General features: G+C 44.9%; 13 protein-coding genes. 10 read left to right on the top strand and 3 right to left on the bottom strand.

Going from position 1 to position 15,859, the window contains the following annotated elements; genetic code table 11:
* Positions 1 to 550: 550 nt before the first annotated feature.
* The 9 genes from AACT52_RS22865 (at position 551) to AACT52_RS22825 (ending at position 10,518) form a co-directional block, all read left to right on the top strand.
* Entirely contained in the window at positions 551 to 2,677 is a 2,127-nt protein-coding gene (locus AACT52_RS22865; RefSeq protein WP_073627217.1) for a phosphodiester glycosidase family protein, read from the top strand.
* A gap of 316 nt (positions 2,678 to 2,993) precedes the next feature.
* Positions 2,994 to 3,425 carry a phosphomannose isomerase type II C-terminal cupin domain gene (locus AACT52_RS22860; protein WP_073627215.1) on the top strand — a complete coding sequence of 144 codons (432 nt, stop codon included), beginning with the start codon at positions 2,994 to 2,996 and terminating at the stop codon, positions 3,423 to 3,425.
* 292 nt (positions 3,426 to 3,717) lie between these two features.
* A complete protein-coding gene (locus tag AACT52_RS22855; RefSeq protein ID WP_073627213.1) occupies positions 3,718 to 4,047 on the top strand; it encodes a HesB/IscA family protein in 330 nt (109 codons plus the stop codon).
* 91 nt (positions 4,048 to 4,138) lie between these two features.
* A complete protein-coding gene (rpsL, locus tag AACT52_RS22850) occupies positions 4,139 to 4,513 on the top strand; it encodes a 30S ribosomal protein S12 (protein WP_073627211.1) in 375 nt (124 codons plus the stop codon).
* A 596-nt stretch (positions 4,514 to 5,109) separates the two neighbouring features.
* Positions 5,110 to 5,580, top strand: coding sequence for a 30S ribosomal protein S7 (gene rpsG / locus AACT52_RS22845; RefSeq protein ID WP_073627209.1), 471 nt, complete (start codon positions 5,110 to 5,112; stop codon positions 5,578 to 5,580).
* Between the two features lie 138 nt (positions 5,581 to 5,718).
* A complete protein-coding gene (gene fusA, locus AACT52_RS22840) occupies positions 5,719 to 7,797 on the top strand; it encodes an elongation factor G (protein ID WP_073627207.1) in 2,079 nt (692 codons plus the stop codon).
* Positions 7,798 to 7,820: 23 nt separating this feature from the next.
* Positions 7,821 to 9,050: an elongation factor Tu gene (gene tuf / locus AACT52_RS22835; RefSeq protein ID WP_073627205.1), complete on the top strand. Its 1,230-nt coding sequence runs from the start codon at positions 7,821 to 7,823 to the stop codon at positions 9,048 to 9,050.
* A 273-nt stretch (positions 9,051 to 9,323) separates the two neighbouring features.
* Positions 9,324 to 9,641, top strand: coding sequence for a 30S ribosomal protein S10 (gene rpsJ / locus AACT52_RS22830; RefSeq protein WP_008232935.1), 318 nt, complete (start codon positions 9,324 to 9,326; stop codon positions 9,639 to 9,641).
* A 226-nt stretch (positions 9,642 to 9,867) separates the two neighbouring features.
* Complete coding sequence (locus AACT52_RS22825; protein WP_073627203.1) at positions 9,868 to 10,518, top strand: LON peptidase substrate-binding domain-containing protein; 651 nt, start codon at positions 9,868 to 9,870, stop codon at positions 10,516 to 10,518.
* Positions 10,519 to 10,582: 64 nt separating this feature from the next.
* On the opposite strand, the gene pheA is transcribed toward AACT52_RS22825, so the two are convergent.
* The gene (gene pheA / locus AACT52_RS22820; protein WP_073627201.1) at positions 10,583 to 11,473 is read right to left on the bottom strand and encodes a prephenate dehydratase; all 891 of its coding nucleotides are present in this window, start codon (positions 11,471 to 11,473) and stop codon (positions 10,583 to 10,585) included.
* A gap of 169 nt (positions 11,474 to 11,642) precedes the next feature.
* Between pheA and AACT52_RS22815 the strand changes: the two genes are divergently transcribed.
* On the top strand, positions 11,643 to 12,224 hold the full coding sequence (locus tag AACT52_RS22815; protein ID WP_073627422.1) for a DUF1997 domain-containing protein: 582 nt from the start codon (positions 11,643 to 11,645) through the stop codon (positions 12,222 to 12,224).
* Positions 12,225 to 12,593: 369 nt separating this feature from the next.
* Here AACT52_RS22815 and AACT52_RS22810 read toward each other — a convergent pair whose 3' ends face one another.
* A complete protein-coding gene (locus AACT52_RS22810; RefSeq protein WP_073627420.1) occupies positions 12,594 to 13,328 on the bottom strand; it encodes a ribonuclease HII in 735 nt (244 codons plus the stop codon).
* A 34-nt stretch (positions 13,329 to 13,362) separates the two neighbouring features.
* A complete protein-coding gene (locus tag AACT52_RS22805; protein ID WP_073627199.1) occupies positions 13,363 to 15,417 on the bottom strand; it encodes an Rne/Rng family ribonuclease in 2,055 nt (684 codons plus the stop codon).
* Positions 15,418 to 15,859: the final 442 nt, after the last annotated feature.

The following is a 15,859-nucleotide window of genomic DNA, read 5'->3' as shown; positions in this document are numbered from 1 at the left end:
AATTCAAACATATGGCTTGACTAGTTTTAAATCTAAAATTATCCCGATTTGGCAACAAAATCAGCGTATTACACTATATACCCATTTGACAATTCCTATTCTAGATATCCTTAATTTTTTCTAAATTTTTATTGATTGATCATTGTCAGTGTTGCTACCAGTATGACTTTACGTGCACACCAACTCTCTTGGTAGCATGCGAAGATTTCATCACTTCAATTCTGACAACGAAAACTGGTGTCATATTTCAGTAGCGCTCATGTTACTTAGCGCTCGTAATTTTGAGAGTTGTACTGGAAAATTTTTTGTCGTTTTATAAAGATAAAAAGCCCATATATACAATATCACATCCCGTTCTCGATCAAAACCCATGTCATTATTTCCTGATTTTGACAACTTACGCACTACGCTTGTGTGTTGAAACTGGGTGTCGGGTTTGAGATATAGGATCTATTGAGCTATTTAGAAATTTCCCTACATTTATACCGTACACCTGATAATTAGTAACTCAGTGCCTTAAGGAATTATTTTTAGAAGTACATTGCGAATTATGGGAGAAATACTAACTTTTTGCCGACAGCAACACCGCAGTGCTATTACCAATCGAGGTAATAGCAGGTTTGTCAAGGTTTTTGTGTCACCCATACTTTTGACACTACTGTGCTTAACAGCTACCTGTATAGATGCAAAAGCACAGTCTTCTTCATTAGAGACTGGCACGACGGGGACATACAGACACAGGGACACAGAGAATTCTCCGCATCAACAGGTTTCTCAGTCTCCACGTCCTCTTGGTCAACACTCACGTCCAGCTCCTGCTTTATTAGGTGTAATTTCTTATGGTACCGAAATTTCTCTCAATGGTCACACCTTATCTGGGGCTTGGTTGCAGCAACGCCAAAAAACAGGCTTGTTAAGTATTCATCTGAGTGACGGGGCACTTAAACAATTATTCGGTGTAGATTTATTAGATACTAGCAATCCAACGACACAACCAATACAGTGGTTTTCATCAAATACTAAACCACTGGTTTTAACGAGTTTACTTACAACAGGATATCGGTATCTAGATATTACAAATATAGCAAAAATAGCCCAATGGCAGATGCAAGCTAATGGTAAAACGTTAGTGATTACCACACCAAGGGCGAAAGTCACAAATATTTATCAGGATAAGCAACCTGTGGGCGATCGCATTATCCTAGATTTGGATCGCCCAACTCCCTGGCAAATTACACAAGGGGTACCAGCAAGAAAACTTCAACCCCAACTAGAGGACAAAGGGATAAGGGGACAACGAGACAAGGAGAATTCCCTAACACAGCTTCCCTTGTCGCCCCCAGTTTCTTCCTCTCTACCAAATAGAGAGTGGACAATTACGCTTGATGGAATAGCAGATCCAGTGTTGCTAGAACGCTATAGTCCCGTAGGGGGAGTAGGGGAAGATAAATTAACTCCCCCATCTCCCCTATCTCCCTCATCTCCACCACCAACGCCTAAACCCCTCATACAGCAGGTGGAAGTGGTTAATAATCAAACAATAATTTACCTCAGTGTTCCTTTTGGTTTAGCTCCTCGGGTGAGCACTGTCGCTAACCCCAACCGTTTGATTGTTGAAATTCGACCTGATGCGATGGTGGAGAGAAATATTACATGGGCACCAGGGTTGATATGGCGACAACAGTTTGTGAATTTAGGTCAACAACGCTTTCCAGTTGTGTGGTTAGAAATGAATCCTCGTGCCTCAGGGATAAAACTGAAACCGATTTGGACAAGCACAAACACCTTAGTAGGCACTGCTCCCTTGATTGAAACGGCACAACAATATTCAGCCGTTGCAGCAATTAATGGTGGTTATTTTAACCGCAATAATCGATTACCTCTGGGTGCGATTCGTCGGGATGGTCAATGGTTGTCAGGTCCCATTCTTAACCGGGGAGCGATCGCCTGGAATGATTCTGGGCAATTTTACATCGGTCGTCTCAACCTGGTAGAAACTCTAATTGGTAACAATAATTTACAGTTACCGATTCTGACTCTTAACAGTGGCTACGTTCAGAGTGGTATTGCCCGTTACACCCCTGCATGGGGAGCAACCTACACTCCCCTAACTGACAACGAAATCATTCTCGTTGTCGAGAAAAACCAGGTTATCAATCAGTTAATAGGAGGTAAAGTTGGGGAAATTGGCGTCCCAATACCACAAGATGGCTACCTGCTAACATTACGCGGTAAGGCTACGAGCAGTGCTTCTAGCTTACCCATTGGCTCTTCTGTAAAAATGACCAGTTCCACTGCTCCTGCTGATTTTAGCCGTTACCCACATATCCTGGGAGCAGGACCACTGCTTGTGCAAAATCGTCAAATTGTCCTTGATGCCAAAGGCGAAAAATTTAGCGATGCCTTTATCGCCCAAAAGGCAGTTCGCAGTGGGATCTGTACAACGACAACAGGAAATCTGATTATTGCGGCTGTACATAATCGCGCCGGCGGTGCAGGACCTACCTTGGCAGAACACGCCCAACTCATGCAGCTTTTAGGGTGCGTAAATGCTCTTAATTTGGATGGTGGCAGTTCTACTAGTCTTTACTTAGGAGGGCAACTCCTTGACCGTTCTCCTAATACTGCTGCTCGTGTTCACAACGGAGTTGGTATTTTCTTACAACCCCGCCGCTAGGGCTTTTGCAGGAAGTAGTTAGTGAGACTTTTTGACGACTCACCTCTAACCACTGACAACTGACAATTCATAGATACATAAGTAACCAATGATCCTTGACTTTAAAGCTGAGAATAAGTTGCCATATTACTTGATAAAGACTTGGTGTAGACACAGTAATTTCAGGGATTATTAATGACACTCTACTACCTGATTTTGCTATGTTTGGCAGAAGTGGTATGAATTGCTCATCTTCGCAATTGCAACTTCGTGCCTTGTTTTTTCATCAATGGTTAAAGAGTACTGACGGTTTGTTGTATCACAAGATGAGGTAAATATGGCTCAATTTCAAGAAGCAACACAGACTAACACATTGCCCCTTCCGCCAGCAGTCACCCCCAGAGGTGTGGCTGCAACTGAGCTTCGCCCTTGGGGTTCATTTACTGTTTTAGAAGAAGGACGTGGATATAAAATCAAGCGCATTGAAGTTAAGCCCGGACACCGCCTCAGCTTGCAAATGCATCACCACCGTAGTGAACATTGGATTGTCGTCTCTGGTACAGCGAAGGTTGTTTGTGGTGATCAAGAAGTCCTGCTGAGCAATAATCAGTCAACTTATGTACCGCATTGTACAGCTCATCGATTAGAGAATCCTGGCGTGATTCCCTTGGTGTTGATTGAAGTTCAAAATGGGGAATATTTAGGAGAAGATGATATTGTCCGCTACCAGGACGACTACGCCCGTGTTGAAGATAAAAAGAAATCATAGGGCGAGCAAAATTCGTAAAGTCATCTACACTGCTTTCAGGGTTTTGAGCGAAAAATTGAATATACCGATGAGGAAATTCCTGCTAGCTTAGGCAGGAAATGAAACTCAGGCAAAGTCTGCTATTCTATGTGAAACCCGGTTTGTTGATGAAACCGGGTTTTTTAGCTCATGTGTCCGGTTTTTGGCTGCTTTATTTTTTCAACTATTTATCGAGGTTTATTAAGATTTTTGGTTAACTGTTACAAAAGCGCTTCTAATATAAAATGGGTTTTTCAATTGTATTGCTACTTTTATGATTCAATTGAGCAAAACTGCCGCAACTGAAATAGAGCGATTAAAATCAAAGCAGCAGCCAAATGTCTTGTTTCGTTTGGCTGTCAAGCCTGGTGGTTGTTCCGGGTGGTATTATGATATGTCTTTTGATCAAGCGGTACAGGTAGGTGAGCGCGTTTTTGACTCTCAAGGTATTCAAGTCGTCATAGATGCTGAAAGTTTAAAATATATCAAGGGGTTAACTTTGGATTATTCAGAGGATTTGATGGGCGGTGGTTTTCGCTTCCACAACCCCCAAGCAAAAGCGACTTGTGGATGTGGTAACTCCTTTTCAGTAAATAATGACTAGTGATCAAAAAGTTTGACACAAAAGCATAAAAAAAGATATAATCAGGATTTGTTAAAACTTAGACTATAGGCAGCTTCTCGCGCTGTAACTCATGCCAACCATACAGCAACTCATACGTAACGAACGCGAACAAGCGCGTCAGAAAACCAAGTCCCCAGCTCTAAAGCAATGCCCCCAACGTCGGGGTGTTTGTACTAGGGTATACACGACCACACCGAAAAAGCCAAACTCAGCTCTACGCAAAGTAGCAAGGGTAAGATTGACCTCTGGATTTGAAGTCACAGCTTACATTCCAGGGATTGGTCATAACTTACAAGAACACTCTGTTGTGATGATTCGCGGCGGTCGGGTCAAGGACTTACCAGGCGTGAGATACCACATTATCCGTGGAACTTTAGATACAGCCGGAGTCAAAGACCGCAAGCAAGGTCGTTCCAAATATGGAACAAAACGTCCTAAAAAGTAGCTCAGGTGCGATTAATCGCATCAAGTAAGGATTAATCGCATTTTTCTGATTCCTTACTCTCATGAAAGCGCTTTTCCCTATGGTTCTGTAAAAACAGTGATCACAGCTATTCAAAAGCGCCTATTGACACAAATCAAGTTAAGATCAATTTCCTAAGCGGGAAGTCCAGCTCTACTAGCAAGGTGTATTTGTTAAAAACTTAGCTTAGAGTCAGGATAAAAGCGCGATAGGATTTTTCTGGTAATACCCATCGGTCGGTCAGGTAGACTAGGCGTGAAACTGGTACAGAGAGTCTAACAAGATTGACCAACTGTATCTGCCGATGTAAAGCTCAAAGTACGCAAAACTCTATCAAATCAATACGCCCAGCAATTATGTACTTGCTGAAGGAAGTTTGATAAATAGAGTCAGTCGCAGTATATAATTTTGTCGCCTCATAATAGTTGAGGGCAGCAATTTTTGCCAGTTAGGGTAGCTGCAGTTGTAGTAAAACAACCCAAGAAAGTCTGATGACGGGCAATTGCCTTTCAGAACTTCTGGTGTTCGATAGCATAAAGCATAGAATCTCGTTGCCAATTCAAAACTAAAGGTTAAGTATGTCTCGTCGTGGAGTTATTCAAAAGCGTCCGGTTCCGCCTGACTCGGTATATAACAGTCGGCTTATCAGCATGATAGTTAGGCGGATAATGCGTCATGGTAAAAAATCTCTAGCCGCACGCATTGTTTATGATGCTATGAAAACAATTGAGGAACGGACTGGTGGCGATCCGTTGGAAACTTTTGAAAGAGCTGTGCGTAACGCCACGCCTTTGGTAGAAGTCAAAGCTCGTCGAGTTGGTGGAGCAACCTACCAAGTGCCTATGGAAGTGCGTGCGGAACGGGGTACAACCCTAGCACTGCGTTGGTTGGTGCAGTTTTCAAGATCAAGACCAGGTCGTACAATGGCAAACAGGCTGGCAAATGAATTAATGGATGCTGCCAACGAAACCGGGAACGCGATTCGCAAACGTGAAGAAACGCACCGGATGGCAGAAGCCAACAAAGCCTTTGCTCACTATCGTTACTAAGTAGTAAACCGATATATCGTGATTGAAGAGCGATATATCGTGTATTTACTAGAAAAAGACGGTTTTCCGTAAAAGATATAATATCTTAACAAAGTGTAATATACAAGATACATGAGCCGAGAACTATAGGAGGCAGCTGTGGCACGTACGAACCCGCTAGAGAGAGTACGCAATATTGGTATTGCGGCGCATATAGATGCGGGCAAAACAACGACAACAGAGAGAATATTATTTTACTCTGGGATAATTCATAAGATTGGTGAAGTCCATGAAGGAACCGCTGTCACCGACTGGATGGAACAGGAACGGGAGCGGGGAATTACCATCACAGCTGCTGCAATTAGCACCAGCTGGAAAAATCATCAAATTAACATTATTGATACTCCAGGACACGTAGACTTCACGATTGAAGTGGAACGTTCCATGCGGGTACTTGATGGTGTAATTACAGTTTTATGTTCTGTAGGCGGTGTGCAGCCACAAACAGAAACGGTGTGGCGTCAAGCAGATCGCTATAAAGTACCTCGCATCGTTTTTGTCAACAAGATGGATCGCACGGGCGCGAACTTCTATAGAGTTTTCGATCAAGTGCGCGATCGCCTGCGGGCTAATGCCATAGCCATTCAGTTGCCCATTGGCAGTGAAACCGAGTTCAAGGGTATTGTTGACCTGGTGAAGATGAGTGCATACATCTACACCAACGACCAAGGAACCGATATCCAAGAAACCGGCATCCCCGAAGATATGCTCTCTCAGGTAGAAGAGTACCGCACCAAACTGATTGAGGCGGTAGCGGAAACCAATGATGATCTGATGACCAAGTACTTCGAGGGCGTGGAACTCACCGAAGACGAAATCCGCACAGCTCTACGTAAAGGTACGATTACAGGTAGTATTGTGCCAGTGCTTTGCGGATCAGCATTTAAAAACAAAGGTGTACAACTGCTGTTGGATGCGGTAGTGGATTACCTACCAGCACCAATCGATGTACCGCCGATTCAAGGTACACTGCCAAATGGTGACGCTGTCGAGCGCCGCGCCGACGACAACGAACCCCTCTCGGCTCTTGCCTTCAAGATTATGGCTGATCCCTACGGTCGTCTAACCTTCGTTCGTGTTTATTCCGGTGTTCTGAAAAAGGGCAGCTACGTCCTCAATGCCACTAAGAACAAGAAAGAACGGATTTCTCGTTTAGTGATTTTGAAAGCAGATGACCGGATTGACGTAGATGAAATGCGGGCAGGCGATTTGGGAGCCGCGTTGGGATTGAAAGACACCTTGACAGGTGACACACTTTCTGATGAAGGCTCACCAGTGATTCTGGAATCGCTGTTCATTCCGGAGCCTGTAATCTCGGTGGCGGTTGAACCCAAAACCAAGAACGACATGGACAAACTGTCCAAGGCTCTACAATCTCTCTCGGAAGAAGACCCAACCTTCCGCGTTCACGTCGATCCGGAAACCAATCAAACCGTGATTGCAGGCATGGGAGAACTCCACCTGGAAATTCTCGTAGACCGGATGTTACGTGAATTCAAAGTGGAAGCGAACGTCGGTGCGCCGCAAGTCGCTTACCGCGAAACAATTCGCAAGCCGGTTAACAGAGTTGAAGGTAAATTCATCCGCCAAAGCGGTGGTAAAGGTCAGTATGGTCACGTTGTGATCGACTTGGAGCCAGGACAACCAGGCACAGGCTTTGAATTCGTCTCTAAGATTGTTGGCGGTACTGTACCTAAAGAGTACATTGGACCAGCAGAACAGGGAATGAAAGAAAGCTGCGAATCGGGTGTTCTAGCTGGATATCCGCTGATTGACGTGAAAGCGACGCTGGTCGATGGGTCTTACCACGATGTAGACTCTTCGGAAATGGCTTTCAAAATCGCTGGCTCAATGGCGATGAAGGAAGCAGTGCTGAAAGCTGCACCCGTCCTGTTAGAGCCTATGATGAAAGTTGAGGTAGAAGTTCCTGAAAACTTCCTTGGGGATGTAATGGGCGACCTCAATTCCCGTCGTGGGCAAATTGAGGGCATGGGATCTGAACAGGGTCTTGCCAAAGTGACTGCAAAAGTCCCATTGGCAGAAATGTTTGGCTACGCCACTGACATCCGGTCGAAGACCCAAGGTCGGGGCATCTTCTCAATGGAGTTTAGCAACTATGAAGAAGTGCCTCGCAACGTGGCTGAGGCAATCATAGCTAAAAGCAAAGGGAACGCTTAAGTTAGAAAAGGAAATTAGCATTCATGGCACGCGCAAAGTTTGAACGGAATAAACCCCACGTTAACATCGGTACTGTTGGCCACGTTGACCATGGTAAAACCACATTAACAGCAGCCATCACCATGACTTTGGCGGCTCTTGGTCAGGCTGTAGCTAAAGGCTATGACCAAATCGATAACGCGCCAGAAGAAAAGGCGCGGGGTATTACCATCAATACTGCTCACGTTGAGTATGAAACCCAAAACCGGCACTATGCTCACGTAGACTGCCCCGGACACGCTGACTACGTGAAGAATATGATCACCGGCGCTGCCCAGATGGATGGTGGTATTTTGGTGGTTGCTGCTACCGATGGTCCTATGCCCCAAACCCGCGAACACATCCTATTGGCAAAACAGGTAGGCGTTCCCAGCTTGGTTGTCTTCTTAAACAAGGAAGACTTGATGGATGATGAAGAACTGCTGGAACTAGTGGAGCTAGAACTTCGAGAATTGCTTAGTAGCTATGATTTTCCTGGTGATGACATTCCCATTATCAAAGGATCAGGTCTACAAGCATTGGAAGCAATGGTTGCTAACCCCAAAACACAAAGGGGTGAAAATAAGTGGGTAGACAAAATCTACGAATTGATGGACGCGGTAGATAGCTTTATTCCTACCCCAGAACGGGATATAGATAAGCCCTTCCTGATGGCTGTAGAAGACGTATTCTCCATCACAGGTCGTGGTACCGTAGCTACCGGACGTATTGAGCGGGGTAAAGTCAAGGTCGGCGATAACGTAGAATTAGTCGGTATTAGAAACACTCGCGCCACCACTGTCACTGGTATCGAGATGTTTAAGAAGAGTCTTGATGAAGGTCTGGCTGGTGATAACGCCGGAATTCTGTTGCGTGGTATCCAGAAAGCTGATATAGAACGAGGCATGGTAATCGCTAAGCCTGGTTCGATTACCCCGCATACAGAATTTGAAGGTGAAGTGTACGTCCTGACAGAAAAAGAAGGCGGTCGCAAGACTCCATTTTTCTCAGGCTACCGTCCTCAGTTCTACGTGCGGACAACCGATGTGACCGGCACAATCAAAGCCTTCACCGCTGACGATGGCAGTACTGCGGAAATGGTGATGCCTGGTGACCGCATCAAGGTGAATGTGGAACTGATCAACCCGATCGCGATTGAGCAAGGAATGCGCTTTGCTATTCGTGAAGGCGGTCGTACTATTGGTGCTGGTGTTGTTTCCAAAATCCTCAAGTAGCAACTTTGCACTTTAATTAAAAGAGGAGCAGAGATGGTATAATATACGCTCTGCTCTTTTCGCGTCTATGAACGCGCTATGCGCCAGGACTGAGGATTGGCAAGGATATTAAGTGTCGCTAGTCCTCATGCCCCTCATGCTTACTATGTCTGAAACCCTATGCCTGCGGCGAACGTGAAGGCGTAGCGCCCAGTGTACAAGGCAGCACTGACTTGGGAACCCCGAGTTCCTCAATCCCTAACTAACCATTCATCCGAACCAAAACAATTAAAGATGGCAACTCTACAGCAGCAAAAGATTAGAATTCGCTTACAAGCTTTTGACCGCCGCTTGCTTGATACATCTTGCGAGAAGATTGTAGACACAGCAAACCGCACCAATGCAACAGCGATAGGACCTATTCCTTTACCCACCAAACGCCGAATCTACTGTGTGTTGCGATCGCCCCACGTAGATAAGGACTCACGGGAACATTTTGAAACTCGCACCCATCGTCGGATTATCGACATCTACCAGCCTTCTTCTAAAACTATTGATGCCTTGATGAAGCTGGATCTTCCATCCGGTGTCGATATCGAAGTGAAGCTGTAATTATTCATTAGTCAGAGGTTATAAGTTAGAGGTTAGTCGTACTTTTTAACAACCAATAACTAACAACTAAGACAAGAATTTAATTGTATAAAGAATGACAAAGCCTTGAAGAAATATATTTCAGGGCTTTTTATTAGCTTTAAAATTGAAATGATAGAATGAAGAAAAAGCACGGGAAAAGCAGAGCATAAAAGCTTTTTAGGATTAAATTTATACCAAGGTAACAATGACATCCTCTTCTAAAATTGCAGTTTGCGAACTACCTCTGTTCCCGTTACCGGAAGTCGTTCTATTTCCGACAAGACCCTTGCCTTTGCATATCTTTGAATTTCGCTATCGAATCCTGATGAACACTATTTTGGAGAGCGATCGCAGGTTCGGGGTCTTGATGGTAGATCCGATGAGAGGTACGATTGCGAATGTGGGCTGCTGTGCGGAAATCATTCATTATCAGCGGCTACCAGATGACCGAATGAAAATGCTGACGTTGGGTCAACAAAGATTTCGTGTCTTAGAGTATGTTCGTGAAAAGCCATATCGAGTCGGTGTGGTTGAGTGGATTGAAGACCATCCTCCTGCCAAAGATTTACGACCATTGGCTACTGATGTAGAACAGCTGCTGCGAGATGTTGTGCGTCTTAGCGCCAAGTTAACAGAGCAAAACATCGAACTGCCAGAAGATTTGCCAGATCTACCAATAGAGCTATCTTACTGGGTAGCAAGTAACCTTTACGGTGTTGCTACAGAGCAGCAGGCATTGCTAGAAACGCAAGACACTGCTGCTCGTTTGGAACGCGAGGCAGAAATTTTGACTTCTACTCGCAATCACCTCGCTGCTCGTACCGTTCTCAAAGACACTTTGAATCAGAAGTTGTGAATCAGAAGTTGTGAATCGTAAGTGGTTATTAGTTATTAATCATTTATGTCCTAACAACTAACTATTAACCACTAACGCCTCCATTGAGGGCACTAATCGGCAAAACGTTGTAAGTGCCGAAGATTTTTAATATCTCTGTGCAGGGAGATATTTCTGCTAAAGCAGATTGAACTTGTGGTTCAGATGCATCTGCTTCCATATCTATAAAAAATAAATATTCTCCAAGAGAACGCTTCGTCGGGCGAGACTCAATTTTACTGAGATTGATGCCTATATGAGCTAACACTTGTAAAGGTTTTGCCAGGGCTCCCGGTATATTAGCAGGAGTACTGAAAGCAAGGGAGGTGTGACTGGCACGTCCCGAACAACTGGGGCGGGCGTCTGGCATATGACTTTGGCTTACCACCCAGAAGCGAGTACAGTTTTCGGGATAATCGTTAATACCGCTAGCTAGTATCGGCAGGTTGTATAGTTGCGCCGCACGTTGAGATGAGATAGCCGCCACCGTCAAGTCCTGCTCTAGTTGCAGGAGCGCCTCGGTTGTGGAATTGGTTGGAATGATCTGTACATTGGGGAGTAACCGCTCCAGCCATCCCTGACATTGTGCTAGGGCTTGCGGGTGAGAATAAACTGTTTTGATTTCCTCCAAGCTCTGAGCGCAGGAAATTAATGTATGAGCAATTGGCATGACCAAAGCCAACTGAATTTGCAAATTATCTAGCTGCCATAATGTATCCAGCGTCATGGTCACACTGCCTTCAATAGAATTTTCCACAGGCACAACAGCCAACTTTGCCTGACCTTTATCGACGGCTCGCAATGTCTGAGCGATGCTGGGATAAGGGCATAAGATAGCTTCAACTCCTGTACTTTTAGTAAGCCAATTGAGATACAGAAGAGCCGCTTGTTCTGTGTAAGTGCCAGGAGGTCCTAAATGTGCAATTGATAAAGTCATAGAGTTTAGTTTTGTGTGGATAGTTTGATTTGTATTCAATTTTATGGGTCGTAATCAGACATCATAAACTTCTTTCCACACGAATCATTCATTAAGTCATAACCAATGACTGATAACATAATTTCTTAAGAAAATATTACAATTATTTAACAGATATTTTAATATGCTCATGCCTACTCGGTTTACTGCCTCTCAATCGGTTGAAATTGCTATTCCAGAGCAACCTATTCCAATTCACCACTACTTGCGTCAGCCTCAACGCTTGGTTAACGCTTTAGTTGACCCTAGCCGTATTCAACAACTGAGTACGGAAGTTTTTCGCTTGAAAATGCGTCCTCTAAACTTTATGTCACTCAGCATTCAACCAACTGTAGACATGAAAGTCTGGGCTGAATCAAATGGGACGATTCATGTGCGATCGCTCTTTTGTGAAATCCTTGGTATAGAGTATATCAACCAACGCTTTGCGTTAAATTTAAAAGGGCATTTGTCTCCTGAGCAGCAAGGTATTAACACCCTTTTAAAAGGAAGAGCCGATTTAGAAGTGTTAGTAGATTTACCACCGCCATTTTCCTATATGCCCAAGCCAATATTAGAAGCAACAGGCAATGGTTTGCTCAAGAGTGTTTTGTTGACTATTAAGCAAAGATTGCTACATCACCTTCTAGCAGATTATCGCCGTTGGGTAATGTTGCAAACGCCAGAAAAAGGGCTTGATGATCAAAGTATCCCTATCCTCAATCCGGAGTAGTTATTGGAAGGTTGTAGTATTTTTTAACACATTTGGTTGCCCAAACCACAGACTTAAGTAGATATACGCAAATTTAAATACAGTTTTGACAAATTTGTGACTTTATGGTTCTTCACTGGGTTCGAGCGCTCACAGGTAGGGTCTTTACCAACTTGTCGCAATTGTGTAGTAAAGAAATTTGTGTTTATCTGTATAAATCTGTGGTTACATGAGTTGAAAAAAAATAACCATCCTGACATAACTTACACCCTACTTTATAAGCAATTGAAAATATGCCCTAGGGGTAAGCTAGGCGAATCAGCTTGACAAAAGGAGTTTCCTTTCATCATCTTGCCAAGATACTGTCTGCAAATCAAATGTGCATGAGTGTTACCTATCAGGAACTGAAATTATTTGTTTTTTCTTGCTTGTTTGAGAACACCCTGAATCAGAACTGAGTACGGTCATCTGACAAGGACGAAAGGACGTGCGATGTAATGGTGAAGGTCCGTACTGTTGTAGTGCCATCAGATGTCGTTTACTTCCATAACCCTTGTTGCGTTCCAAGTCATACATAGAGTACTTTGAGGCAAGGCGAAGTATCAGATCATCACGCCAAACTTTAGCAACAATGCTAGCAGAGGCAATAGCAATGGAGCGCTCGTCCCCCTTGACTATCGTTTGTTGCGACAGTGGCAAATCTTTTACTAACTGATTGCCATCAATCAAACACAGAGCAGGCTGCACCTTTAGCTTGAGAATAGCCCGCTTCATTGCTAGCATCGTTGCTTGGAGAATATTCATCTGGTCAATCTCGGCTGTTGAAGCAAAACCGATTTTCCAGTCGAGAGCCAGCGCACAAATGAGCTGCGCTAGCTGCACTCTTCGAGAACTAGACAGCTTTTTACTATCTTTAATTTGGGCTGCTATAAGTTCTGGCAAAGCCGTATCTGGTAGTATCACTGCTGCTGCCACTACAGGACCAAACAGAGACCCTCGCCCCACTTCATCCACGCCTGCAATCAGCCCTTCAATGCTTGAGTGCGTGGAAAACTCCAGCCACCTCATCTGTTTCATGGGTACTGGCAACCCAATAGAAGCAACAGCTTGCTCCGGTTCTATCATAAGTTTGTTAACTTTCACTCTTCAGTGGATTTACTTACTCCACAGAGGAAGAACGACGGCGACGGCGGCGCTTATCGCTTAAGCTGCTGCTCGCTTCACTTTCATCCGTCATCAAGTCAAGATCCTCTCGAGCAGTTACAGCTTCTCGCTCGGGTTGGCTTGGTGGCTCAACTACTGTGACAACAGCGCTTGCTCTTTCAGAGACAGGTGCTCTTTCAGAAACAGGTGATTCTGAGGTTGATTCAGTCGGTGGAGCAGGGCTTTGTCCAGGCAAGGTGACATTGATAATCACAGACTTAGGATTTCTAACCTCCCGACCTAACTTTTCCAAGGGAGAAACTCCCATCTGGGCGTAGACATCCTGTTCCTCGGGCGACATTTCTACAGTCACAATTTCTGGTGGTTCTACCACCGGCTTGACTAGCTCTACCTTAGTCACTTTGGCACGCTCAGTTCTATCACCCCAAGAAGGTTTGCTAATACTGGGTGGAGGTACCTCTGATGGGGCTCCAAGATCCGCGTCGTCATCCATTTCCAAGTCTGGCTCGTTAAGAAACGCCAGGGAGTTAGCCGCAATCCGTGGCTCATCTTTGCCATTTCCCCCATTCACTCTCTCTACGCGAGTGCTGCGGCGGGTACGACGCTTTCTGCTGTCGCCAATTTCTTGATAGCTGGGATGATTAACCAGACTCGAGGCACTCAAGTCATTGTCAGTTTCGTATGCTTCTCCATATCCTTCATAAGTTTCCCGTGGTTCAGCCGATCGAGCAACTGGCAGACGTGGTTCCCTATGAGGCACGGAGGATACAAGGCGGTCTGGTAATTCTGTTGGTGCTAGTGGTCGGCTTTCTGTTTCTCCAGGTAAATGGACAGTATGCCCTAAACCACCACAGGTGGGGCAAAGTTTACCAAACAATTCGTAAATGTTTTGACCTTGACGCTTACGGGTGAGTTCAACCAAACCCAACTCGGTAAGTTGGGCAATCTGAGGACGAGCTTTGTCTGCTTTGAGTGCTTTATTAAAATGTTCTAGAACATGTAGTTGGTCACGCCGCGATTCCATATCAATAAAATCAACGACAATCACCCCCGCAATATTTCGCAGCCGCAACTGACGGGCAATTTCTGTTGCGGCTTCGCAGTTTGTCCACAAAACAGTTTCCCTAGCAGTTGCCGATCGCGTGAACGAGCCGGAGTTGACATCTATCACTGTTAATGCTTCTGTCGGCTGAATAATAATGTAGCCTCCAGAAGGTAGGTCTACTCTGGGTTTGAGGGCTTCTTTAATTGCAGCATTAATACGGAAGTACTCTAATATCGGAGCGCGATCGCGGTGATGGTCGATTAACAACCCTTGTGGTGTTTGCCCGCCACTCCAGTTCTGCAAGTACTGCTTCACCCGCTTCAAACCAGTACTCGAATCTACTACAATCCGATTGACATCTGCGCCGTACATATCCCGTAGCACGCGCTGGATAAAATCATCGTCCCGATTCAAGAGCGCTGGGGGACGTGTTGATTGCGCTTCTTGTTGAATTGCTTCCCATTGCCTTTGCAGCGATTCTAAATCTTCGATAATCGCTTCTTCCGGCTTGCCCTCGGCTTCGGTACGAACCAGCAAACCCATTCCGGCTGGTTTAATCAAAATTGCCAGCGCACGTAAACGGTTGCGCTCGCTTTCACTTTTTATCCGGCGTGATAAATTGACACCCCGTCCGTAAGGCATCAGCACTACGTAGCGTCCGGGTAAGGTGATGTTTCCCGTGAGCCTGGGTCCTTTGGTACCCGTTGGCTCTTTCATCACTTGGACTAATACTTTTTGCTGCGGCGTTAATAATTCTGTAATAGCTGCTGCTGTCCGCCTCAGCCTTAATGGTCCTAAGTCAGTGACATGAATAAAACCATTGCGCTCTGGATCACCAATATTGACAAAAGCTGCATCTATCCCAGGTAGTACATTTTCCACAACCCCTAGGTAGATATCACCAATTTGGTGATGACCTGTGGCAACAACGAGTTCCTGTATTTGGTCTTCCGAAAATACTGCAGCAATTTGATGCTGTTCCGCGATGATAATTTGTTTTGGCATTCAATTATTTTCCTCAAGAACTGGCAGCACAAACAGACGATTTGGGGGTTTGTTATACCTCTGGCCCCGACAACAAGTCCGCTCATGCGCTGCTTTTAAAAATTGCGCTTCTTCGCTCAAACTTAGGGAGCTATTTACGCGCTCGACTGCGTTTACACTGTTGATTCTTCCAGAACGGCTGCATATTATTTAAGCAATTAAATCATCCGTCCGTGGTTAATTTTTGATCCAATACCCTTTCCCTGGAGAGTCCTGAGTCCTGAGTCCTGAGTCCTGAGTTCTAAGTAATAAAGTTTTGAGTTCTGGGTAATTTACACTCAGCACTCGCGCTCTCGTTACTCAACACTGTCTCAGCACTCGCGCTCTCGATACTTGGCACTACATTGTGGATTGGGCGTTCTAATTAGTTTTAAAAATCATAAAACCTTGCGTTCGTTTTGGA

The organism is Scytonema sp. HK-05, assembly GCF_963872035.1.
Taxonomy (GTDB): Bacteria; Cyanobacteriota; Cyanobacteriia; order Cyanobacteriales; family Nostocaceae; genus Kalymmatonema.
This window is presented reverse-complemented; position numbering and strand designations above follow the sequence as displayed.